The 22,486-nt window shown below is 61.7% G+C and carries 23 protein-coding genes and 1 pseudogene; 12 read left to right on the top strand and 12 right to left on the bottom strand.

Features of this window, described 5'->3' with window-relative positions:
- Nucleotides 1–127 precede the first annotated feature (127 nt).
- Nucleotides 128–1,030, bottom strand: coding sequence for an EAL domain-containing protein (locus ACFWYE_RS08550; protein WP_379067827.1), 903 nt, complete (start codon nucleotides 1,028–1,030; stop codon nucleotides 128–130).
- Nucleotides 1,031–1,225: 195 nt separating this feature from the next.
- Here ACFWYE_RS08550 and ACFWYE_RS08545 point away from each other — a divergent pair, with 195 nt between their 5' ends.
- On the top strand, nucleotides 1,226–2,428 hold the full coding sequence (locus ACFWYE_RS08545) for a pyridoxal phosphate-dependent aminotransferase (RefSeq protein WP_379067824.1): 1,203 nt from the start codon (nucleotides 1,226–1,228) through the stop codon (nucleotides 2,426–2,428).
- 69 nt (nucleotides 2,429–2,497) lie between these two features.
- Here ACFWYE_RS08545 and ACFWYE_RS08540 read toward each other — a convergent pair whose 3' ends face one another.
- Nucleotides 2,498–2,893, bottom strand: a complete 396-nt coding sequence (locus tag ACFWYE_RS08540) for a cupin domain-containing protein (protein WP_379110767.1) — start codon at nucleotides 2,891–2,893, stop codon at nucleotides 2,498–2,500.
- 189 nt (nucleotides 2,894–3,082) lie between these two features.
- Here ACFWYE_RS08540 and ACFWYE_RS08535 point away from each other — a divergent pair, with 189 nt between their 5' ends.
- Nucleotides 3,083–5,134, top strand: coding sequence for an elongation factor G (locus ACFWYE_RS08535; RefSeq protein ID WP_379110765.1), 2,052 nt, complete (start codon nucleotides 3,083–3,085; stop codon nucleotides 5,132–5,134).
- A gap of 762 nt (nucleotides 5,135–5,896) precedes the next feature.
- Entirely contained in the window at nucleotides 5,897–6,400 is a 504-nt protein-coding gene (locus ACFWYE_RS08530) for a methyltransferase family protein (protein ID WP_379110764.1), read from the top strand.
- Between the two features lie 58 nt (nucleotides 6,401–6,458).
- Here ACFWYE_RS08530 and ACFWYE_RS08525 read toward each other — a convergent pair whose 3' ends face one another.
- The gene (locus ACFWYE_RS08525) at nucleotides 6,459–7,355 is read right to left on the bottom strand and encodes a LysR family transcriptional regulator (protein WP_379110762.1); all 897 of its coding nucleotides are present in this window, start codon (nucleotides 7,353–7,355) and stop codon (nucleotides 6,459–6,461) included.
- A 54-nt stretch (nucleotides 7,356–7,409) separates the two neighbouring features.
- Nucleotides 7,410–8,384: a thioredoxin-disulfide reductase gene (trxB, locus tag ACFWYE_RS08520; protein ID WP_379110760.1), complete on the bottom strand. Its 975-nt coding sequence runs from the start codon at nucleotides 8,382–8,384 to the stop codon at nucleotides 7,410–7,412.
- Between the two features lie 262 nt (nucleotides 8,385–8,646).
- Here trxB and ACFWYE_RS08515 point away from each other — a divergent pair, with 262 nt between their 5' ends.
- Nucleotides 8,647–9,138, top strand: a complete 492-nt coding sequence (locus tag ACFWYE_RS08515) for an Lrp/AsnC family transcriptional regulator (protein WP_379072950.1) — start codon at nucleotides 8,647–8,649, stop codon at nucleotides 9,136–9,138.
- A 46-nt stretch (nucleotides 9,139–9,184) separates the two neighbouring features.
- A complete protein-coding gene (locus tag ACFWYE_RS08510; RefSeq protein WP_379110759.1) occupies nucleotides 9,185–10,003 on the top strand; it encodes a glycosyltransferase family 2 protein in 819 nt (272 codons plus the stop codon).
- Here the strand turns inward: ACFWYE_RS08510 and ACFWYE_RS08505 are convergent.
- The 3 genes from ACFWYE_RS08505 to rfaE1 are packed head-to-tail and all read right to left on the bottom strand — an operon-like array spanning nucleotide 9,987 to nucleotide 12,664.
- Nucleotides 9,987–10,589, bottom strand: coding sequence for a D-glycero-alpha-D-manno-heptose-1,7-bisphosphate 7-phosphatase (locus ACFWYE_RS08505; protein ID WP_379110757.1), 603 nt, complete (start codon nucleotides 10,587–10,589; stop codon nucleotides 9,987–9,989). The two genes, ACFWYE_RS08510 and ACFWYE_RS08505, sit on opposite strands and share 17 nt — an antisense overlap.
- On the bottom strand, nucleotides 10,589–11,170 hold the full coding sequence (locus ACFWYE_RS08500) for an SIS domain-containing protein (RefSeq protein WP_379110755.1): 582 nt from the start codon (nucleotides 11,168–11,170) through the stop codon (nucleotides 10,589–10,591). The genes ACFWYE_RS08505 and ACFWYE_RS08500 overlap by 1 nt, the downstream gene beginning before the upstream one ends.
- A gap of 6 nt (nucleotides 11,171–11,176) precedes the next feature.
- Nucleotides 11,177–12,664: a D-glycero-beta-D-manno-heptose-7-phosphate kinase gene (gene rfaE1, locus ACFWYE_RS08495; RefSeq protein ID WP_379067800.1), complete on the bottom strand. Its 1,488-nt coding sequence runs from the start codon at nucleotides 12,662–12,664 to the stop codon at nucleotides 11,177–11,179.
- A gap of 137 nt (nucleotides 12,665–12,801) precedes the next feature.
- On the opposite strand from rfaE1, the gene rfaD reads away from it, so the two are divergent.
- Genes rfaD through waaC form a run of 3 tightly spaced genes read left to right on the top strand, consistent with a single transcriptional unit; the run spans nucleotide 12,802 to nucleotide 15,691 of the window.
- Nucleotides 12,802–13,749, top strand: a complete 948-nt coding sequence (gene rfaD / locus ACFWYE_RS08490) for an ADP-glyceromanno-heptose 6-epimerase (protein WP_379110753.1) — start codon at nucleotides 12,802–12,804, stop codon at nucleotides 13,747–13,749.
- Nucleotides 13,722–14,729, top strand: a complete 1,008-nt coding sequence (gene waaF / locus ACFWYE_RS08485) for a lipopolysaccharide heptosyltransferase II (RefSeq protein WP_379110751.1) — start codon at nucleotides 13,722–13,724, stop codon at nucleotides 14,727–14,729. Before rfaD ends, waaF begins: the two co-directional genes overlap by 28 nt.
- Nucleotides 14,726–15,691, top strand: a complete 966-nt coding sequence (waaC, locus tag ACFWYE_RS08480) for a lipopolysaccharide heptosyltransferase I (protein WP_379110749.1) — start codon at nucleotides 14,726–14,728, stop codon at nucleotides 15,689–15,691. The genes waaF and waaC overlap by 4 nt, the downstream gene beginning before the upstream one ends.
- 52 nt (nucleotides 15,692–15,743) lie before the next feature.
- Here waaC and greA read toward each other — a convergent pair whose 3' ends face one another.
- The 3 genes and pseudogenes from greA to ACFWYE_RS08465 form a co-directional block, all read right to left on the bottom strand.
- A complete protein-coding gene (greA, locus tag ACFWYE_RS08475) occupies nucleotides 15,744–16,217 on the bottom strand; it encodes a transcription elongation factor GreA (protein ID WP_379072949.1) in 474 nt (157 codons plus the stop codon).
- A gap of 232 nt (nucleotides 16,218–16,449) precedes the next feature.
- Nucleotides 16,450–16,995: pseudogene (locus tag ACFWYE_RS08470) on the bottom strand (tetratricopeptide repeat protein).
- 76 nt (nucleotides 16,996–17,071) lie between these two features.
- Nucleotides 17,072–17,422, bottom strand: a complete 351-nt coding sequence (locus ACFWYE_RS08465) for a DMT family protein (protein WP_379067787.1) — start codon at nucleotides 17,420–17,422, stop codon at nucleotides 17,072–17,074.
- A gap of 469 nt (nucleotides 17,423–17,891) precedes the next feature.
- On the opposite strand from ACFWYE_RS08465, the gene ACFWYE_RS08460 reads away from it, so the two are divergent.
- The 3 genes from ACFWYE_RS08460 (at nucleotide 17,892) to ACFWYE_RS08450 (ending at nucleotide 20,931) form a co-directional block, all read left to right on the top strand.
- Complete coding sequence (locus ACFWYE_RS08460) at nucleotides 17,892–18,491, top strand: extensin family protein (protein ID WP_379110747.1); 600 nt, start codon at nucleotides 17,892–17,894, stop codon at nucleotides 18,489–18,491.
- A gap of 113 nt (nucleotides 18,492–18,604) precedes the next feature.
- The gene (locus tag ACFWYE_RS08455) at nucleotides 18,605–19,429 is read left to right on the top strand and encodes an extensin family protein (protein ID WP_379110745.1); all 825 of its coding nucleotides are present in this window, start codon (nucleotides 18,605–18,607) and stop codon (nucleotides 19,427–19,429) included.
- 191 nt (nucleotides 19,430–19,620) lie between these two features.
- Entirely contained in the window at nucleotides 19,621–20,931 is a 1,311-nt protein-coding gene (locus tag ACFWYE_RS08450) for a hemolysin family protein (RefSeq protein ID WP_379110743.1), read from the top strand.
- A gap of 45 nt (nucleotides 20,932–20,976) precedes the next feature.
- On the opposite strand, the gene ACFWYE_RS08445 is transcribed toward ACFWYE_RS08450, so the two are convergent.
- Nucleotides 20,977–21,579, bottom strand: coding sequence for an NADPH-dependent FMN reductase (locus ACFWYE_RS08445; protein WP_379067780.1), 603 nt, complete (start codon nucleotides 21,577–21,579; stop codon nucleotides 20,977–20,979).
- 92 nt (nucleotides 21,580–21,671) lie between these two features.
- On the opposite strand from ACFWYE_RS08445, the gene ACFWYE_RS08440 reads away from it, so the two are divergent.
- Nucleotides 21,672–22,046: a winged helix-turn-helix transcriptional regulator gene (locus ACFWYE_RS08440; RefSeq protein ID WP_379067778.1), complete on the top strand. Its 375-nt coding sequence runs from the start codon at nucleotides 21,672–21,674 to the stop codon at nucleotides 22,044–22,046.
- A 12-nt stretch (nucleotides 22,047–22,058) separates the two neighbouring features.
- Here the strand turns inward: ACFWYE_RS08440 and ACFWYE_RS08435 are convergent, their stop codons facing one another.
- Nucleotides 22,059–22,451: an acyl-CoA thioesterase gene (locus ACFWYE_RS08435; RefSeq protein WP_129416279.1), complete on the bottom strand. Its 393-nt coding sequence runs from the start codon at nucleotides 22,449–22,451 to the stop codon at nucleotides 22,059–22,061.
- Nucleotides 22,452–22,486 lie beyond the last annotated feature (35 nt).

Below are 22,486 nucleotides of genomic sequence, written 5' to 3'. Positions count from 1 at the left end.
CCGTTGATACGTCCACGCCGCCCCGATGGGCACGTTCGGTCGTCGACAGCATGCCCGCGACGATGCGGCCACCCGAATCCGGACAAACGAAGAGCTGGAGCGACGGGCTGGCCGCTCCGTCACGCCCTCACTGGACGATCCGTTTTCCGAAAGTCCTCGCCGGGCGACTCGAGTGCTGGGCGGAGATGCCGCTGCCAAGATCTTGACCGGCCTGCGGCCCTGGTTCGGGCATATGCACGGCCCGGGCATAACTGCGGAAACTGGTCGGCGCGATCTCGGGCCTGGCCAGAACGTAGCCCTGCACCATGGACGCACCGGATTTTTCGGCGAGATCGAGCTGCCAGCTCTCCTCTATGCCTTCGAAAACCGTCCGGATGCCCCGTCCCTCGAAGGCCGCCACCATTGTCATCAGCAAGGCGAAACCGGCACCGGACTCCATCAGCTGGGTGATCCAGTGGGCGTCGAACTTCACGATGTCCGGCTTCAGCTCCTTGATCCGGTTGATGTCGGACTCATCGGCACCGTAGTCATCGACCGCGATCCGGAACCCGTTTGCCCTCAGCGCCTCGACGAAATCGCTGAGTGCAGCCTTGGAGGCCGAGCGTTGTTCCGTCACTTCGCAGACTACCCGCTTCGGATCGATGCCCGCCTCGTGCAGCACCAGGCGCATTTCGCGCAATGCATTGTCCGACACGGCCCGGTCGATGAAGACGGACGGATCGAAATTGATGAAGATGCTGGCGTCCTCCGGCAGGCAGGCGCCTGCATTGAGCAGATGCAGCGTTCGCGTCAGCGCCTCGATATGCAATCTGTCGGCCGGCGGACAGGTGGCGAAGAACTGGCCCGGCGGTTGCGGTTCGCCATCGCGAAACGGCCGGATCAGTCCCTCGAAAGCCGCAATGGAGAGCTTGCCGTCCTGAAAGGCGAAGATCGGCTGAAACGCGCTCTTCAGCGTGTACAGGCCCCACACCCCGGTCGAGGTGCCATCATCGTGACGGATGATATGGGCGAGCCCGATGCTGCGCGACACTGTCCCTCGCTTCGTCGCGTGCTAAAACCAGGCAAATCTAACGGCCAAGGTTTTACCGCGCGTTAATGATCCGATTGGCCCTGCGGAGCCAAAACCGAGCCACTGGCTCAGCAAACGAAGCTTGCGCTTGTTTTGCCGATACGACAATAGAGACGCCGCTGCCGGGTTTGGCAGCTGCCTCTATGGAGATTTGTCATGGCCTTCCTCGCCGACGCCCTTTCCCGCGTAAAGCCTTCCGCGACCATCGCGGTCACGCAGAAAGCGCGCGAGCTGAAAAATGCCGGCCGTGACATCATCGGCCTCGGCGCCGGCGAGCCGGATTTCGATACGCCGGACAATGTCAAGAACGCGGCCATCGAAGCGATCCGTCGCGGCGAAACCAAGTATCCGCCCGTATCCGGCATCGCCCCGCTGCGCGACGCCATCGCCAAAAAATTCAAGCGCGAGAACAATCTCGACTACAAGCCGGAGCAGACCATCGTCGGCACCGGCGGCAAGCAGATCTTGTTCAACGCCTTCATGGCAACGCTGAACCCCGGCGACGAAGTCGTCATCCCCCGCCCCTATTGGGTGAGCTACCCGGAGATGGTGGCGATCTGCGGCGGCACGGCGACCTTTGCCGAGACCAGCATCGACAATGGCTTCAAGCTGACGGCGGAAGGCCTGGAGAAAGTCATCACGCCGAAGACCAAATGGCTGGTGATGAACTCGCCGTCCAACCCGTCCGGCGCCGCTTATACGGAGGCCGAGCTCAAGGCGCTGGCCGAGGTGCTGCTGAAACACCCCCAGGTCTGGATCCTGACCGACGACATGTATGAACACCTCACCTATGGCGACTTCGTCTTCAGGACGATCGCCGAGGTTGAGCCGCGCCTCTATGAGCGCACGCTCACCATGAACGGCGTGTCCAAGGCCTATGCCATGACCGGCTGGCGCATCGGCTATGCCGCCGGCCCGCTGCCGCTGATCAAGGCCATGGACATGATCCAGGGCCAGCAGACCTCCGGCGCCTGCACGATCGCGCAATGGGCATCGGTGGAAGCGCTGAACGGCCCGCAGGACTTCGTGAAGAAGAACAAGGCGATCTTCCAGGCCCGCCGCGACCTCGTCGTGTCGATGCTGAACCAGGCGCGCGGTATCACCTGCCCGTCGCCGGAAGGTGCTTTCTACGTCTATCCATCCTGCGCCCAGCTGATCGGAAAGAAGACGCAGGGCGGCAAGGTGATCGATTCCGACGAGACCTTCTGCTCCGAACTGCTCGAAGCCGAAGGCGTGGCGGTGGTGTTCGGTTCGGCTTTCGGCCTCGGCCCGAACTTCCGCATTTCCTACGCGACGTCCGAGAAGCTTCTGGAGGAAGCCTGCACCCGCATCCAGCGCTTCACGGGAAGTCTCAGCTGATCCGCAGAGAATCTCGCACAAAAAAGCCCGGTCTCGACCGGGCTTTTTTTCGTCGGAAGGCGGCTCCGTTCATCCCTGATACTGTTCGTCGCTGACCGGCTCCAGCCAGTCGACGGGCGAACCGTTGAGCGCCTCCTGCATGGCGATATGGGTCATCGCCGTCTTTTGGGCGGCACCATGCCAGTGCTTTTCGCCGGGCTCGAACCAGACGGTGTCCCCGGCCCTGATCTCCTGGATCGGTCCGCCCCAGCTCTGCGCCAGCCCGGCACCCGAGACGACATGGATCGTCTGGCCGAGCGGATGTGTATGCCAATGCGTACGCGCGCCTGCCTCGAAGCTTACCGAAGTGGCTCTCAGCCGTGCCGGCGACTCCGCCTCGATGATCGGGTTCTGCGTCACCCGTCCGGTGAAATAGGCGTCCGAGGCGATGATGGTCGGCACGCTGCCGCAGGCGATGATCTTCATCGAATTCTCCTTCCGTTTCTGCAAATCGAGCCCTTTGTCGACCAAGCTTTGGCGCTCGTCATCTATTTTCCTTGCCCTGCTTTCGAACCCATGTTTCGATGTTTCCGGGTTGCTGGCAAACGCTTTCGACCCGCGACGGCCGAACAGGCCGGCCGCCGCTCTCAGCGGAATGCCTGAGTGGAGGTCAGCATGGGTAATCGCGCCGGAGGACGACGCTCGGGACCGAAATGCATTGCCATAGTCGGTCCCTTCGCAAGCGGTAAGACGACACTTCTCGAAGCCATTCTCGCCCGGACGGGCGCCATTCCTCGACAAAACCCGGTTTCGTCCGGCAACACCGTATCGGATCATTCCGCGGAAGCCCGCGCCCACGCCATGAGCGTGGAAGCAACCATTGCCACCACCGAATTCATGGGTGACGAATTCACCTTCATCGATTGTCCCGGCTCCATCGAATTCGCCTTTGAGGCGGAACCTGTCCTGGCGGGTTGCGACATGGCCGTCGTGGTGGCCGAGGCGGATGAGAAGAAGATTCCCGCGCTGCAGCTGATCATGCGCAAGCTGGACGATCTCGGCGTGCCGCGCATCCTGTTTCTCAACAAGGTCGACAAGGCAATCGCCGGTGTGCGTGAGACACTGAAGATGTTGCAGCCGACCAGCTCCGTGCCGCTGCTGCTGCGCCAGATCCCGCTGCGCAAGGATGGCGTCGTCATCGGCTCGATCGACCTCGCGCTCGAGCGCGCCTACATCTACCGCGAATACGCCGAGAGCGAAGTCGCCGAAATACCGGGCGACGACAAGGCGCGCGAGATCGAGGCGCGGTTCTCGATGCTGGAAACTCTTGCCGATCATGACGACCAGCTCATGGAACAGTTGCTGGAGGAGATCGAGCCGCCGAAGGACGCCATCTTCGACGACCTTGCGGCTGACCTGCGTGCCGGCACGGTGACGCCGGTGCTCATCGGCACGGCCGAGAAAGGCAACGGCGTACTCCGTCTCCTGAAGACGATCCGCCACGATGCACCCGACATCGAAGCCACGCGCAAGCGCCTAGGTGCACCCGCTGGCTCGACCACCGTCGTGCAGGTGATGAAGACCATCCACACGCCGCATGGCGGCAAGCTTTCGGTTTCCCGCATTCTTTCGGGCCAGGTCAACGACGGCACCGAGCTGTTCCTGCCCGACGGCAACAGCGCGAAGGTGTCCGGCATCTACCGCATGCTCGGCAAGGACCAGTCGAAGCTCGCTACGGCAAAGGTCGGTGAGACCGTCGCGCTCGGCAAGCTGGACGAGGTCCGCACCGGCCAGACCCTGACGTCGGCAAAAGGAGGCATCGAGCCACTCGCCGATCTCGCTCCGCCGCAACCGGTGTTCGCTTTTGCCTTGCGGCCGAAAGAACGCAAGGACGACGTCAAGATGTCGGCAGCCATCCAGCGCCTTGCCGAGGAGGATCCTTCGCTCAGCCTCAAGCACAACCAGGACTCGGCCGAGACCGTGCTGTCGGGTCACGGCGAGATGCATCTGCGCGTGGTACGCGAGCGGCTGGAGGGCAAGAACCAGATCCCGGTGGAAGGACATGCGCCAGCGGTGCCCTATCGCGAGACCATCCGCAAATCGGTGCAGCAACGCGGCCGCCACAAGAAACAGTCCGGCGGCCACGGCCAGTTCGGCGACGTCGTTCTGGAGATCAAGCCGCTGCCACGCGGCACCGGCTTCCAGTTCACCGACACCATCACCGGCGGCGTCGTGCCAAAGACCTATATCCAGTCGGTGGAGACAGGCGCTCGGGATTATCTGAAATGCGGCCCGCTCGGCTTCCCCGTCGTCGACGTCGCCGTCAATCTGTCAGACGGCTCCTACCATTCGGTCGATTCATCCGACATGGCGTTCCAGATGGCGGCCAAGCTCGCCATGAAGGAAGGCATGGCAACCTGTTCGCCGGTACTTCTGGAGCCGGTGATGAAGGTCGAGATCGTCACCCCGTCCGACGCGACCGCCAGGATTATCGCGCTCATTCCACAAAGGCGCGGACAGATCCTTGGTTATGACGCCCGCACCGATTGGCCGGGTTGGGACGTCGTCGAGGCAACCATGCCGCAAGCCGAGATCAGCGACCTGATCATCGAGCTGCGGTCGGCGACGGCGGGTGTTGCCAGCTACCGGGCAAGTTTCGATCACATGGCGGAATTGACCGGCCGTCTCGCCGACGACGTGATGAACGCCAATGGCAAGGCTGCCTGACGGCTGATGGCAAAAAGCAAAACGGCGTCCGGTTCACCGGACGCCGTTTTCGCGGACCGCTTTCTTGGGAGAAAAGAGCTCAGGTCCGCCGCATGTATCCAATCCAGGTGTCGTCACCTCAACCGGAAGAATAAGGCTGGACGCGGTCGTTGCCAGAGCCCGATCGAGCGTGAGATGCCCCCATCCCTCGAACGATTCTGACCGCGTCCTGATCAAATGCATACGCGCTAATTCGGGCGTTCTGCATGTTACTTAGGGTTACACGTGACCGTTACATGATGGAAAGCTAACGTTCGACGGTACGGACGGTGGCGTCACGAACACCCATTTTCAGACAGATGGCCCACGGTTCCGAATGATCTCTCAAGCCACCCGGCCGCCCCACGAAAAGGCAACAAAAAAGCCGGATCAAGAAGACCCGGCTAAGTTGAATGGAAGTGCCCGTTAGGGCTAAACCTCCAGAGGGGAACACTCGAGGGCGCTAATGGGAGGAGAACGCGCCCAGGAGATGATTGATATATGGGCGCATCCTGCCCAACAAACAAGCACCTATTTTGCAACGCACACATGCAAAAAGGCATAGGCTGTGGTCCAACGTACATTTCTTGGCCATAGGGCCAGAAAAGCAGGCATATTGCCCCGGAGCCGGCATGCTGCACCGCAAATCGATGCATTCATAGGCGGACGAAGGATCAAGGCCTGCCGACAAACAAGGCAAGGGGCGGCACCCATTTTCTTCAACAGGACGATTGAGGGATCGCCATGAAGACCAGGACCTCAGCAATTCTCGGCAGCGCGGTTTTCTTCCTGATGGCACCCTGCATCGTCGCGGGCCTGCTGCCCTGGCTGATCCTGGATCGTTACCGTCTCCCCCTCTCGACGTCTTTGGCGTGTATCGTGATCGGCTGCATCCTGATCGCGGTGGCGGTCCTGGTTCTCCTGCATTCCTTTGCCCGCTTCGCGCTCGAGGGACTGGGCACCCCGGCACCGGTTGCACCCACCGAGAAGCTGGTGGTGGGCGGCATCTATCGCCATGTCCGCAACCCGATGTATGTCGCGGTGCTTTCGATCATCGCCGGCCAGGCGCTGCTGTTCGCGAGCTGGGCGGTACTTCTCTACGGGGTGGTAATGGGCATCGCCATGGCAGCGTTCGTGCACTTCTACGAAGAGCCGACGCTCGTGCGACGCTATGGCGTCGAGTATGAAACCTATCGGCGCGCCGTGCCGGGCTGGCTGCCGCGACTGACGCCATGGCACGGCGCATAGCCGCAGCACGCGATCACGGTCGAGAACGAGCGCCGTGCCAGCTTCGTGAGCGCAAGGGTCAATATGACCAGTTGCGAGCCTTGGCGATGATGAAGTCGCGGAAGACGTGCAGCTTCGCCTGGTTCTTCATTGCGTCAGGATAAGCGAAGTAGGTGTCGAAGGACGGTACCTCGGTTTCCGGCAGAAGCTGCACCAGGCCGGCATCCTTGCCGACGACATAGTCGGGCAGCATGGCGATGCCGGCGCCCCCCTGAACTGCGCGCTTGATCGACAGGATGTCATTGATCTGCAGGGTCGGCACGCGCTGCCCGCTTTCGAAATCGCCAACCGTCTCCAGCCAGTTGAGCTCCGACAGATGCGTCGGTACCGGCACGCCGAACGTCACGATGCGATGGTTCTTCAGTTCAGCCACCGTCGACGGCTTGCCGAACTTGTTCACATAGGCGGGCGACGCATAGAGGTGGAAGTGCACCGTGAACAGACGACGCTGGATCAGATCCGGCTGTTGCGGCTGCCTCAACCGGATCGCGCAGTCGGCCTGGCGCATGGTGAGGTCCAGTTCCTCATTGGCGAGGATGAGCTGCAGATGGATTTCAGGATAGAGGTCGATGAACTCCTGTACCCGATCGGTCAGCCAGCCAGCGCCAAGGCCCACCGTGGTCGTCACGCGCAGGATGCCCGACGGCCGATCCTTGGATTCGGCCAGCCGCGTCTTGATCGACTCCAGTTTCATCAGCACGTCATGCGCCGTGCGAAACAGCATCTCGCCCTGTTCGGTCAGAACCAGCCCGCGCGCATGGCGATGAAACAGTGGCACGCCGACATCATGCTCCAGCGCGCTGACCTGTCTCGAAATAGCCGACTGCGAAAGATGCAGTGTCTCGGCCGCATGCGTGAACGACCCAGCCTCGGCGGCTGCGTGAAACACGCGAAGTTTGTCCCAATCCAGCGCCATGATTCCCCTCGTTTCGTTTTGGCGTCTGAAGAAAGATTTCGGAGATTTTGCGGCTTACTCAGCCGCTTCCCGATGCACCTCTATCCCAGCGAGATATTTTTCCGCTTCGAGCGCCGCCATGCAGCCCATGCCAGCCGCCGTCACCGCCTGGCGATAGATATCGTCCGTCACGTCACCAGCGGCGAACACGCCAGGCACATCGGTGCGCGTCGAATCCGGCGCGGTCCACAGATAGCCGTTCGACTTCTGCTTGAGCTTGCCGGCAAACAACTCCACTGCCGGCGCATGGCCGATCGCCACGAACACGCCGTCGATCTTCAGTTGGCTTTCCTGTCCGGTCGCCACATTGCGCAACGTCAGCCCTTCGACCGAAGGCGGCAGCGGGGTCTTGCCCGGACGCCCGGTGATCTCGTCGACCACCGTATCCCAGATGACGCGGACATTGTCCTTCTTCATCAACCGCTCACGCAGGATGCGCTCCGACCTGAATTCACTACGGCGGTGGATGACGGTAACCGTCTTGGCCAGATTGGAAAGATAGAGCGCCTCCTCGACCGCCGAGTTGCCGCCACCGATCACCGCGACATCCTTGCCGCGATAGAAGAACCCGTCGCAGGTGGCGCAGGCCGAAACACCGAAGCCCATGAAAGTCTGCTCCGAAGGGATGCCCAGCCATTTCGCCTGCGCACCGGTGGCGATGATCAGCGCATCGGCCGTATAGGTCGTGCCGGAATCGCCCTTGGCCACAAATGGGCGAACATCGAGGTCAACCTCGGTGATGATGTCGTTGATGATTTCCGTGCCCACATGTTCGGCCTGCTTCAGCATCTCGCTCATCAGCCACGGACCCTGCACCGGGTCGGCAAAACCGGGATAGTTCTCGACGTCCGTGGTGATCATCAGCTGGCCACCCTGCTGGAGACCGGCGACCAGCACGGGCTTCAGCATGGCACGAGCGGCATAGATGGCCGCGGTATAACCGGCCGGGCCGGAGCCGATGATAAGGACGGGCGCGTGCTTGACGGTCATGGAACGGCCTTTTGCGAAAGACGGCCGCGTCAAGCGGCCCGAAACGAGCGGCAACTGTTGCGCGCAATGTAAGTGCTGCCCAGTCCGCCAGCAAGGACGTGCGACAAGTGTCCCCACAATGCTTGTGTGGCCGCGGGAAACCGACACCTCATGGTTAATCCGGGATGAATGCCGAAAATTCCGGGTGTGCGGGGATGGCGCGGCCCGCAAACTCGTTTAATGACGTGTTTGCGAAAGATTCTTGCGCGACAGGCGGACAACCATGCCGATTAAGGCCGATCTCGACGCCATTGACTGGAAGATCCTGCGGGAATTGCAACGCGACGGACGCATGACCAATGTCGAGCTTTCGCGTCGCGTCGGCATTTCCGCGCCCCCCTGCCTGCGCCGCGTCAAACGACTCGAGGAAACCGGTATCATCCGGGGGTATCGCGCCCTGCTTAATGCGCCGGCACTTGGCATGGACGTGGTGGCGTTCTGCCTGATCGGCCTGCATCATCAGGCCGACGCGGAATTGAAAGCCTTCGCCGAGCGTACCCGCAGTTGGCCAATCGTGCGTGATGCCTGGATGGTATCGGGTGAGTCCGATTTCCTGCTGCATTGCGTGACCGGGGATCTGGCGACGTTCCAGGGCTTCGTCATCGAAGAACTGACTTCCACCCCGAACGTCGATACGGTGCGCACCGCATTGACCATCCGCCAGGTGAAAGATGAAGGCCTAGTCGAAATCAACGCCTTGAACCAAACGCAGTAAAGGCGCATGGCTGGACACAGCCTGTCCCGCTCCTAATTTTCCCCTCATGTCTCAGTTCAACACGCCCGTCTCCGCACTGATCATCTGCAGGAACGAAGTCGACATGATTGCCGACTGCCTGGAGAGCGTCGACTTCTGCGCCGAGATCGTCGTGGTGGATTCGGGCTCGACGGACGGCACCCTGGAGTGCGTCCGGCAATTCATCGCCAGGGGCTATCCAATCCGCCTCATGCACAATGACTGGCCGGGTTTCGCCAGGCAGCGGCTTTTTGCGCTGGAACGAGCCTCCCAGCCCTGGTGCCTCTGCATCGAGGCCGACGAGCGCGCCGATGCCGAATTGAAGCAGTCCATCGTCGAAATCACGCGTTCCGGCAAAACCGATATCGACGGCTGGTACGTCCGCCGCCGCGATTATCTGAAAGGCTATGGTTATGCCCACCGCTGGGTGGCACACAACCGTATCTTCCGCCTTTTCCGCCGCGACAAAGCGACGATGGACGTTGCTCAGCGTGTGCATGAATCGTTCAGGGTACCTGGCAAGACCGCGATCATCGAGAAAGGCATGTTGCTGCACCGGCGCGCGACATCGTTGACCGACGAAATGAACCGCACGAACTCCTATTCGTCGCTCAAGGTCGAAGCGCAGGTTGAGCAAGGCGCGAAGCCGAGCATGTCGCGGCTCATGTTCTCGCCCTGGATCAATTTCCTCAAATTCTACGTTGGCAAGCGCTATTTTCTGTGCGGCCGCCACGGCTACGTCCACTCGGCGATGGTTTTCCTCTACTCCTACGTGACCGAGGCGAAGCTGTTCGAGGCACGCGATGAACGCCGCGCCGATCGAGCGAACCTCAAAGCCGGGAAATAGCCTGGATCTCGGCGATCGCCGCCTGCTCCGCTGCGGTATTCGCCTCTCGTGCCAGAAACAAACGCGACAGCCCTGCCCGGCGCCCGGCCTGGATATCGGCATCCTTGTCGCCGATCATGACCGAGCCCCCGGGGTCGGCTCTCAACATCGCGGCTGCCTTCAGCAGCATGCCGGGATTGGGTTTGCGCATCGGATGATCGCTCATGCCGAGCACGCCCTTTCCTGCTTCGTGGTAGGCGCAGGCGAGCACCATGTCGACAAAACAATCCTTCTCACTCAGCAGTGTCAGGATACGGCCATTGACCGCGGCGAAAACATCCCATCCAAAATATCCGCGCGCGATACCGGACTGATTGGTGACAATCACCACCGGCCAGCCGGCGCGGTTGGCCGCCTGGATGACCGGGAGGATTTCATCACGCAGCGCCACTTGCGCTGGATCGCTCGGATAGCCGGTGTCGACATTGATGGTGCCGTCCCGATCGAGGAACAGCGCCGGACTTCCATCTGGAAAGGCCTTATCGCCGACCCGCTCCACCCAAAGCCCCGGCTCCTCGAGCGGGTACGGAGCCTTTGATCCGAACATCAGGCCGTCGGGCCGTTGCTCAGCCGGTTTTCCACCTCTTCACAGAGATAGTGATAGAGGCAGATATGGCCCTGCTGGATGATCGGTGTGGAACCGGACGGCACATTGAGCAGCATATGGCACAACGGCTTCAGCTTGCCGCCGGTATCGCCGGTCATGCCGATGACCGTCATGCCCATGGCGCGCGCCTGTTCCGCGGCAGCCAGGATCGACGGGGAATTGCCGCTGGTCGAGATGGCCAGCAGCACCGCGCCCTCGGCGCCATGCGCCTCCACCTGCCGTGAAAACACGGTGTCGAAGCCGTAGTCATTGCCCCAGGCGGTCAGCACGGCCGCATTGGCGGGCAATGCTATGACGTTGTAGGCTTTGCGCTCCTTCAGGAAGCGGCCAACCAGTTCGCCGGCGATGTGGATCGCATCGCTGGCCGATCCGCCATTGCCGCAGATCAGGAAGGCTTTGCCTGCAGACAATGCCGTTACAACCGCATCGGTCGCACGCTGCATTTCGGCCGTCAGGTCGCGTTCGACCATGGCTGTGATCGCGGCCGCCGAGCGGACAAGATAATCATTCAGGTTGGACATGGGGTTTCAGGTTCCGCTACGGGCGCGCAATTTGCTTATGGTGCCGGTGGTGCTTTTGCCGGCAACGAGATCGATGAGAACCACACGGCCGCCGGCTTTTTGCACCACGTCGGCACCCACGACCTGATCGACGGTATAGTCCGCGCCCTTGACCAGGATATCGGGTTGCAGAGCCTCGATCAGTTTCAGCGGAGTATCGTCTTCGAAGACCACCACGGCATCGATGGAAGCCAGCGCCGCCAGCACGCAGGCACGGTCATGCTGGTCATTTACGGGTCGGTCGGGGCCTTTCAGCCGCCGCACCGAGGCATCGCTGTTCAGCCCAAGCACCAACCTGTCGCATTGGCCGCGTGCGGCATTGAGCAGACTGACATGACCGGCATGCAGGATGTCGAAGCAGCCGTTGGTGAAACCGACTGTCAGGCCTTCTTCCTTCCAGGTCGCCACCAGACGCTGCGCGGCGGTTATGTCGAGCACGGCATCCTTGTGGACCGCGCCATGCGAGCGGAACAATGCGCCGGTCAACTCATCCGCCGTCAGGCGCGCCGTTCCACGCTTGCCGACCACGACCCCGGCGGCGGCATTGGCAATGGCTGCGGCGGCCGCACGGTCAGCGCCTGCAGCGTGGGCAAGTGCAAATGAGGCAATCACCGTATCGCCGGCACCGGAAACGTCGAACACCTCACGCGCCTGCGTCGCGATGTGGCGCGCCGATTGCGCATCGACCACGCTCATGCCCTTCTCGCTGCGGGTCGCCAGGACGAAGTCGAAACCATTCGCCGCGATCAGTGCGCGCGCGGCGGCAACGATATCGTCGTCGGCGAAGACCGAGCGCCCAACCGCCTCGCCCAGTTCCTTGCGGTTGGGTGTCACCGCGGTCGCACCGCGGTAGCATGCATAATCACGCCCCTTCGGATCGACGAGAACCGCCTTGCCAGCCTCGCGGCAGATCGCGATCAATTCGGCGGCAACGCCATCAAGCAGGATGCCCTTGCCATAGTCGGACAGGATGACGATGTCGGCCCCGGCAAGTGCTGCCCGGAAATCCGTGAGCAGTCTTGCCCGCTCCGCGGCATCCAGCGCCCGGATTTCCTCTTCGTCGAACCGCAGAACCTGCTGGTTGAGCGCGCTGAAACGGCTCTTCGATGACGTCATGCGATCGCGCGTCTGTCCGATGCCATCCGTATCGACACCCAGTTCCGCGAACATGCGCAGGATGTTGCCGGCGGCGGCATCGTCGCCGAGTGCCGAGATCGGGATTGCCTTGCCACCCAGCGAGACGATGTTGGAAACGACGTTACCGGCGCCGCCGACCGCCTGCGTTTCACCACGTCCATGCAGGACCGGGATCGGCGCTTCCGGCGAGATGCGTTCGATCACGCCGTTGACGAAGCGGTCGAGGATCAGGTCACCGACCACCAGCACGGTGATATCGGCGAACCGGGCGATCGCGCGGTGAAGGATTTCGGGAGAAGACAGGTGCAACTCGCTCATGCGCAAGCGGATATACCGCAAAGCTGGGCAGCGCAACTGCGGCGACGTTCCTTGCCTGCCATGCGATGCACCCTTGTCGACACGCTCCCTTGCCTCTCCTATAAGGACCGCGATCCGCTCAACAATTCGAGGTCCCGATGATCATCGTAACCGGCGGCGCCGGCATGATCGGCTCCAACATCGTCGCCGCGCTCAATGCCGAAGGCCATGACGACATCCTTGTCGTCGACGACCTGACCGACGGCCACAAGATCGTCAACCTGGCCGATCTCAGGATCGCCGACTATCTCGACAAGGACGAATTCCCGGCCGCATTCGAGGCCGGCAAGCTCGGTCGGATCGAAGCGGTTTTCCATCAGGGCGCCTGCTCGACCACCACCGAATGGAACGGCAAATTCATGATGGAGGTGAATTTCGCCTATTCGAAGCACCTGCTGCATGCCTGCCTCGAACAGCGTGTCCCGTTCCTTTACGCATCCTCGGCCTCCGTCTACGGCGGCGGTTCGGTGTTCCGGGAAGAGCAGGACTTCGAGCTGCCGCTCAACGTCTACGCCTGGTCGAAGAAACTCTTCGACGACTATGTCCGCCGCGTGGTCGGCCCCGGCCATTCGCAGGTTGCCGGCTTGCGCTATTTCAACGTCTATGGCCCGCGCGAACAGCACAAGGGCACAATGGCCTCGGTCGCCTTCCATCTGTTCAATCAGGTCGGTCGCGGCGAAAACCCGAAACTGTTCGGCGCCTATGACGGTTTCGGCCCGGGCGAGCAGAGCCGCGACTTCATTCATGTCGGCGATGTCGCCGACGTCAATCTCTGGCTCTGGAAGCGCGGCGCCAGCGGCATTTTCAACTGCGGCACCGGCCGCGCTCAACCGTTCCGTGCCATCGCCGAAACCGTCATCGCATCGCTCGGCAAGGGCAGCATCGAATATATCGACTTCCCCGACCACCTGAAGGGCAGCTACCAGAGCTTCACCCAAGCTGATATGTCCCGCCTGCGTGCTGCCGGTTACAACGGACAGTTCCGCGACGTGGAAACCGGTGTGAAAGACTATGTCGAATGGCTGAAAGCCCGACGATCCTCGTGATCGGCCCCCGCTGGGTGGGCGACATGGTCATGGCGCAATGCCTGTTTTCGGCATTGAAAGAGCTCTATCCGAATGCCGGAATCGACGTCATGGCGCCAGCATGGGCGGCCCCGCTGGTTGGGCGCATGCCGGAGGTCCGCCAGCAGATCGAAATGCCGGTGCCGTCGGGCAAGCTGGAGCTTGGCGTTCGGCGCAGATACGGCCGTATGCTCAAGGGCCGCTATGACATGGCCTATGTGCTGCCAGGCAGCCTGAAATCGGCCCTGATCCCGTTCTTTGCCCGGATTCCGAAACGCGTCGGCCATCTGCGCGAAATGCGCTACGGCCTGCTCACCGACATCGTCGGGCAACCCAAGAAGGAAAAGCGGCGTACCGCCTACGGCTTCTTTTCCCTGGCGCGTGGCGGCACGTTCCAGCCCCCCCAACTGACCGTGGACGCGACGAACCAGTCCGAACTGCTTGCGCGCAACGATCTCCAGCCGGGCAGGTTCGTGGCGATGATGCCGGGAGCGGAATTCGGCCCGGCCAAGCGCTGGCCAAGCGCATCCTATGCCGGCTTTGCCCGCGCGATGATGGTGCAGGGTTTGAAGGTCGTGCTCTTCGGCTCGAAGAATGACAGCGCGGTGACGGCGGAGATCGCGGCACTGGCACCTGGCTGCGTCGACCTTGCCGGCAAGACCCGCCTGGAAGACGCCATCGACGTCATCGCCGCGGCGAAGCTGGCAGTGTCCAACGACAGCGGCCTGATGCATGTCGCCGCGGCCGTCAGCACGCCGATCGTCGCCGTCTACGGCTCGACGTCGCCGGAAAACACGCCGCCGCTCGCTGAAAAACGCGAACTGGTATGGCTGCAGCTTTCCTGCTCACCCTGCCACAAGAAGGTCTGTCCGCTCGGCCACATGAATTGTCTCAACACGCTTGATGTCGAACGTGTCGTCCAGGCAGCGGATCGGCTGATGGAACAAGCGACGGCGGCATGAAAGTCCTCATCGTCAAGACCTCGTCGATGGGCGATGTCATCCACACCTTCCCGGCCGTTCAGGACGCTCTGCGTGCCCGGGCCAACATCAGCTTCGACTGGTGCGTGGAAGAAGCGTTCGCCGGCATCGTGGCGTTGCATCCAGCAATCGGCACGATCCACAAGGTAGCGCTGCGACGCTGGCGCAGGCAGATCTTGTCGCCTGACACCTGGCGCGAAGGAGCCGCCTTGCGCAAGACCTTGCGCGCCGCTCGCTACGACCTGGTGCTTGACGCGCAGGGGTTGCTGAAATCGGCCTTCGTCGCGAGATTCGCCGGTGCGCCGATTGCCGGCTTCGACAAGGCAAGCGCGCGCGAACCTTCCGCCGCCCTTTTCTACGATCAGCGCTACGGCGTCCCGCGCGATCTGCACGCCATCGAGCGCACGCGACGCCTGTTTGCGCTGGCGCTCGGCTACGAGCCTGACCTGTCGATACTCGATTCCGGCATCGCCGTGCCCTCGGGCAATACGCCGATCCCGACCGGACAGGTGGCGACCCTGCTGCACGGCACCAGCCGCGAGGACAAGAAGTGGCCGGTTCAGGAGTGGATCACCACTGCCGGGCTGCTGGTCGGGCGGGGATTTACGCCGGTCACGACCTGGTCGAACGAAAAGGAACGAGCCGTGGCCGAGGCGATCGGCAAGGCCGTGCCGGCAACGCTGGTGCTGCCGAAATCGCCCTTGTCGGAGGTCGCCGGGCTGATCGGCCGCTCCACGCTCGTCATCGGCGCTGATACCGGCCTCACCCATCTGGCAGCGGCATTCGGCTTGCCCACAGTTGCGATTTTCCTGACGACGGAGCCGGGCCTCACCGGCCCGCGCGGGCAATATGCCTCGACCCTTGTCGCTCATGGCGACCAGCCTGTGACACCACAGGCAGCGGTCGCCGAGGCGATGGCTTTGCTGAGGCTGCAGGGCAGATAGCCAAAGGAGAGGCTGCGCCTGGACGACGGCCCGGCCTCGAATATCGAAGGGCCTAGACGAACTGGACCTTCACGATCTCATAGCCGCGGGCACCACCTGGCGCGTTGACTTCGATGGCGTCGCCGACCCCCTTGCCGATGAGGGCGCGAGCGATCGGCGAGGAGATCGAAATCCTGCCCGCCTTCACGTCTGCTTCCTGGTCGCCGACGATCTGGTAGGTCTTCTTCTCTTCGGTGTCTTCATCGACGAGGACAACGGTGGCACCAAATTTGATTGTGCTGCCGGAGAGCTTGGAGACGTCGATGACTTCAGCACGCGCCACCAGATCCTCAAGCTCGCTGACGCGGCCTTCATTGAGGCTCTGCTGCTCCTTGGCGGCGTGATATTCGGCGTTTTCCGAAAGGTCGCCATGCGAACGTGCCTCGGAGATCGCTTCGATGATGCGCGGCCGCTCTTCCTGCTGGCGCCAGCGCAGCTCTTCCTTGAGAGTCTCGAAACCTCCGCCTGTCATCGGCACTTTGTTCATCATCTCACCTTTTCCTGCCAGCCCCTGAAGCGGGACCGACCCTGTCGCTGGGTACAAAAAGAAAACGGTCCGGCAGCTTCTGGCTGACGGAACCGTCTCACCTCAGATTCCCGTAATATAGCAATCTCTAGCCGATTTTCATCTCAAAAAAGCAGGGCGCAAGCTCCCGTATCGGCAGGTTCCGCCGACCGCGACGTCTGGCCTCGTTCTCCTGATTCCGCCAGGCAGGCACTCAGCTTCTGTCGTAGTGGTCGATCTGCTCGGACAGCATGCCGTATTCGCGCGACTGCTTGCCCGTGCGCTTTTCGATCTCGCCCAGCTATTCGCGCGCACCGGCGACATCGCCCATCTGCAGGCGTGCTTCGCCCAGATATTCGCGCACCAGCGTATAGTCCGGATTCTGCCGCAGCGCCTCTTCATAATAGCCGAGCCCGACGACGATGCGACCGGACTTGCGATGCGAGTACCCGAGATAATTGAGGATGCGCGGATCCTTCTTGTTCGAGGCTAGCGTCAGGACCGCGATCGCCTCGTCATAGCGACCGGCCATAGCCAGATCGTGCCCTGCCTCGTAGATGTTGTCGTCGTCCAGCATGCCTTGCTTGGGCGGCGCGCACTTCTTGGACTTGGTGTCGTAGACCTCGCCCTTCTTGCATTTGGTCACCGTCGGGCTGGGCGTATCGCTACCACCGCCACCACCGGCAGCCTGGACCTGGACGGTGACAAACGGCATGGCGACAAGAACGGCCGCCGCGTGGATCAGAAGTCGCTTGTGCATTGGGGGAACTCCTCCTGGCCTATCAATGACAGGATAACGCCGAAGGCGTTCGATTTCATCCCGCCATGTCCATAATCTATCCCTTGAAAATGAACGCTGCTCCACCGGCGATCAGCGCAAAGCCGACGGCATGGTTCCAGGTCAGCGTTTCCTTGAGATAGAGCACGGAGAACACCGCAAAGACGGTCAGCGTGATCACCTCCTGCATCGTCTTGAGTTCGGCAGCCGAATAAACCTGGTTGCCGATGCGGTTCGCTGGCACGGCCAGCCAGTATTCGAAGAAGGCGATCAGCCAACTGCCCATGACGGCAATCCAGATCGGCGAGCTTTTGAATTTCAGATGCCCGTACCAGGCGAACGTCATGAAGACATTCGAAGCGATGAGCATGAGGATCGGCAGGACGCGAGGCGAAAGTATCAGCGACATCGGGAAATCCAGAGACAAGGAGGGATGCCCATTTCAAGCCACCCGCCGCACCAGTCAACTGCCTTTGTCCATTGCAGCAGCGAGCCTTCTGCAACAATGCCGTAACCCATTGTGAACGAAGCGTTCTCGGCGCCAGGCAACCAAAGGGAGCAGTCGTCGTTTGCGTTTCATGACGCTGTTGAAACGGCCGCTGGCGGCAATCGGAATCACGCTTCTGGGTACCGTCGCCTCGTTCGACGGCTCCCTGGCCTCGGCAAGATCTCCGAAACTGCCCGCAACGGCGCCAATCCCGGAAGCCCACCGCAGGGACATGAACGAAATCGCACCTATCTCTCCTGAAACCCCTGTCCCCTCTGACGTGCCACTGCCACAGGCGCGCCCGGACAAGGCTCCGGACAAGGCTGCAAATGAGCAGGAAGGTCGCAAACCGTTTCAGGGGCCTGAACTACCATCGGACTGGAAAAAACCCGTGGCCACGAAGCCGTTGCCCGATCCTCGCTCGAACATCGCACCCGCTGAAAGGATGCCTGCGGAGGAAACCGCATGTCGTGAACGGCTGAAAACGCTTGGTGCGGAATTCGACGAGGCAAAGGCAAAGCACGACGATGCGCTTGGCTGCTCGCTGCCTTATCCGCTGATGCTGAAGAAACTGGGACAGTCGGTCGAAGTCACACCGGATGTCGAACTCGACTGCGCCATGGCCGAAACCATGTCCCGCTTCGTCAAGGATGTGGTTGCGCCTGCTGCAAAAGCCGAACTCGGCCAGGAGTTGAAATCCATCTCGCAGGCGTCCGGCTATGTCTGTCGCCCTCGCAACGGCAGTTCCAAGCTTTCAGAGCATGCTTTCGGCAACGCCCTGGACATTGCCGCGTTCACATTCAAGGACGGCACCACCGTCGAGGTCGGCAAGACCTCATCGGCGCCGCAGGCGAAGCTGATCGACCGGATCCGCAAGGCAGCCTGTGGACCGTTCAAGACGGTGCTTGGCCCCGGCAGCGACGCCGACCATGCCCTTCATCTGCATCTCGATCTCGCCCCGCGCAAGAATGGCGGCACCTTCTGCCAATAGCCCCTCCGCCGCATTTCGACCACAGCCGTAAACCGCTCCGCTGAGCTTTCCTTTACCGTTCAGGCGTAAAACAGCCTTGGCTCGAGGGGCTTGCCCGAGGGACGGGAAGAACGATGGCCGGAGTAACTTTCATCGCCGGGCGACCCTGGCGCGAACCGTGGACCGCGGTAAGGCGACTTGCCGCGCTGAGCATTCTGGCGACGGTCGCCGCCTGCACGACCGGCGATGTCTTCGAACTGAAGCCTGCAGTCGATGTCGGCTCGACGACCTCTGCAGTACCAAGGATGGCACCTGCCGCACCGGAATTGTCAGGCATGCAAACCCTGGTACCGTCCAACCCTTACATGACGGCGGCCTATCCGCGCATGGACGAGCCCATGTCGCCCGTGGAGCAACTGTCCTCGGAAGAGATCGACTGCCGCAGCGAACTGAAGCGGCTCGACGTCGCCTACACCGATCTCTCTCCGATCCGCGAAGGACAATGCGGCATCGCACATCCGGTCAAGGTGACGGCGATCGGCAGCGTCCAGATGAAGCCGGCAGCGACGCTGACCTGCAATATGGCCGCGACCTTTGCCGCATGGACCAAGCGCGAACTGGTGCCGACCGCACGCTGGCGTTATCTGTCAGGCGTCAAAACCATCCGCCAGGGGTCAAGCTATTCCTGCCGCAGGATCGCCGGGGAAGGCGTGCTGTCGGAACATGGCAAGGGCAACGCGCTCGACGTGATGAGCATCGAACTCAACAATGGGGAGGACATCGACGTGCGGAAGCCCGGCTGGTTCGCCTTCCGCACCAGCGGCTTCCTCGATTCGGTGCGTTCCGACGGCTGCGACTACTTCACCACCGTGCTCGGCCCCGGCTACAACTACGATCACCGCAACCACTTCCATTTCGACATCAAGAACCGCAGGAACGGCTATCGCGCCTGTCGCTAAAGCAACTCCAGGAACAGTGTGAAAACGGTTTTCCGTCTGGAATTGCGTGAAACAAGGCGTTGGAGTGTTTCCGCGTTTCCATGAAAATGGAAACGCTCCAGGGCAGCGCACTCAATCAAAGTTCAATGCGCTTTGGACAAAACGCCTGCCGCCGCTTTTCGAAGTGGCAGGCGGGATGCTATTGAGCGCGCATGCTCTACGCTGAAATCGCTATCGTGGTCGCTCTCATCTGCGTGAACGGCCTTTTGGCAATGTCCGAACTCGCCATCGTCTCTGCCCGTCCGGCAAGGCTCAAGGCGATGATCGATCGCCATGTCAGCGGTGCGGCGCGCGCGCTGGAGCTCGGCGCCAATCCTGGCAAATTCCTGTCTTCCGTCCAGATCGGCATCACGCTGGTCGGTATTCTGTCGGGTGCTTTTTCAGGCGCTACGCTCGGCGAGCGGCTCGCCGATTTCCTGGCCGATTCCGGTGTCGGCCCGCGTTTTGCCAATCCGGTCGGCGTCGGTATCGTCGTGGCGATCATCACCTATGCTTCTCTAATCGTCGGCGAACTGGTGCCGAAGCAGATTGCGTTGCGGGATCCTGAGCGTGTCGCCTCCCGTGCGGCGCCCTTCATGGCGGTGCTCGCCAAGATCGCGGCGCCGATCGTTTTCGTGCTCGACATCTCCGGCCGCGCCGTTCTGTGGCTGCTCGGCTTTCGCGGCGAAAGCGAGGAAAAGGTCACCGACGAAGAGATCAAGATGCTGGTGGCCGAAGCCGAACACCACGGCACGATCGAGTCGGACGAGCGCCGCATGATTGCCGGCGTCATGCGCCTGGGCGACCGCGCCGTGCGCGCCGTGATGACGCCGCGTACGGACGTTGACTGGATCAACCTTCAGGCCGACGACACGGCGATCCGCAAACTTCTGATGGAGACGCAGCACTCGCGCCTGCCTGCTGGCGAAAGCGTCGACGCCATGATCGGCGTCGTGCAGACGAGAGACGTCCTGGCTGCTTTGCTCGCAGGCCGCACGCTCGATCCGCGCAAGCACGTCAAGACCGCGCCGATCGTGCACGATCAGGCCGACGCGCTGGACGTACTCGCAACCCTGCGTGAATCCGAAGTGCCGATGGCGCTCGTCCATGACGAATACGGCCATTTCGAAGGCATTGTCACACCGGCCGACATCCTGGAAGCGATCACCGGTGTGTTCCGATCCGATCTCGATGCCGGCGACGACGAGGAAAGCGCCGTCCAGCGCGAGGATGGCTCCTGGCTGCTCGCCGGCTATATGCCGGCCGACGAGATGGCCGACCTGCTCGGTTTCGACCTGCCGGAAGATCGCGACTACGAGACCGTTGCCGGCTATCTCCTGTCGCACCTTGCCCACCTGCCGACCACGGGTGAGACTGTCGACGCCCAGGGCTGGCGCTTTGAAGTCGTCGACCTCGACGGCCGCCGCATCGACAAGGTCATCGCAGCGCGGCTGGCTGGCGGGCAACAAGGCGCGGCGCGCTGAATCCAAAGCAAAGGCGGCAAGCCGCCTTTGCTTGAAGGAACAACCTCAGGCGGCTTCGACGTCAGCCGTCGCCAGATCGGCATCGCGAGCCGCCTTCAGCGCACGCGTGTACCAGGACAGCTGGTTCAACATGTCTTCCGCGGCCTGGTTGACATGTTCGAGCTCCGACAACTTGGTGCCGCCCTTCACGGCCATGTAGTCCGCCCAGACGATATGGACCGCGGTGCGCACGGGCACCATCTGCAGCTCAATCGCGTGAAGGCGCAGCTGTTCGATCGAGCGGGCGCCACCGACGCCGCCATATCCTACGAAGCCGACCGGCTTCTTGTTCCATTCGGTATAGGCATAATCGAGCGCATTCTTGAGCACGGCACTCGGCCCATGCGTATATTCGCTGGCCGTGAAGATGAAACCGTCGAACTCATCGACTTTCTTCTGCCAGCGTTGCGCGACCTCGTTCCTGGATGGCGCCCAAAGCGAGGATGCCGGCTCGTCGAAAAACGGCATCGGATAATCACGCAGATCGACAAGCTCCACGTCCCATTCACTGTGCCTGGCGGCAAGTTTGGTAATCCATTCAGCCGGCACGTCGGCGAAGCGGGTTGCGCGCGTCGAACCAATCACGACGGCGATCTTGGGTTTTGACATCGGAGACTCCTTGCAGGGACGAATTGGGAGTATCATTTGGATACCGACGCTATATCTGATACTGTCAACTCGATTGGCAAGGAGGCACTTTTTTGAAACCGAGGCACCCACATGTCACCGGCGACTGCCTGGCAGTCAGCGATATTCTGCAGCGCATCGGCGACAAATGGTCGTTGCTGGTTGTCCAGAATCTGGGTGGAGGCCCGCAGCGCTTCAACGAATTGAAGCATTGTATCGGCAACATCTCCCAGAAGATGCTGACGACGACACTGCGCAGTCTGGAGCGCGACGGCTTTGTCACACGCACGGTCTTTCCGACCATTCCACCACGGGTCGACTATGAGTTGACTGACCTTGGCCGCGAGCTGCTGATACCGGTCAAGGGCCTCGCGGAATGGGCCATCGCCAATGCAGGTCGCGTCAGCGCAGCCCGCGCCCGTTTCGACGGCGTCAAGGCTGCGGCCTGACGCCCGAAAGAATCATTCGGCAGGTATGGGTTTCGGCTTGCCTTCGCCGTCAAGCGCAACCATGACGAAGTCGGCATGTGTCACCATCTCCATGAGATCGGAGAGGTAGCGTTGTGCCCAGGCTTCGACCTTCAGCGTCATGGAGGTGCGGCCGACGCGTTCCACGACGGTGTAGATGCAGAGCGTGTCGCCGATCTTCATCGGCTTGGCGAAGGACATCTCCTTCACCGCTGCGGTCACCACCCTGCCCTTGGCACGCTCGGCAGCCCGGATACCGCAGGCCAGATCCATCTGCGCCATCACCCAGCCGCCGAAAATATCTCCGGCTGCATTGGCGTCCGAAGGCATGGCCAGTGTCCGCAGCGTCAGGTCGCCGTTCGGTTTTCCGTCTGCGTAGTGCACCATGCGAAATCCCTCGTGCCGAATGTCATGATGCCGTA

This window comes from Mesorhizobium sp. NPDC059025, from assembly GCF_042739655.1.
In the GTDB taxonomy this organism is placed as follows: Bacteria; Pseudomonadota; Alphaproteobacteria; order Rhizobiales; family Rhizobiaceae; genus Mesorhizobium.
This window is presented reverse-complemented; position numbering and strand designations above follow the sequence as displayed.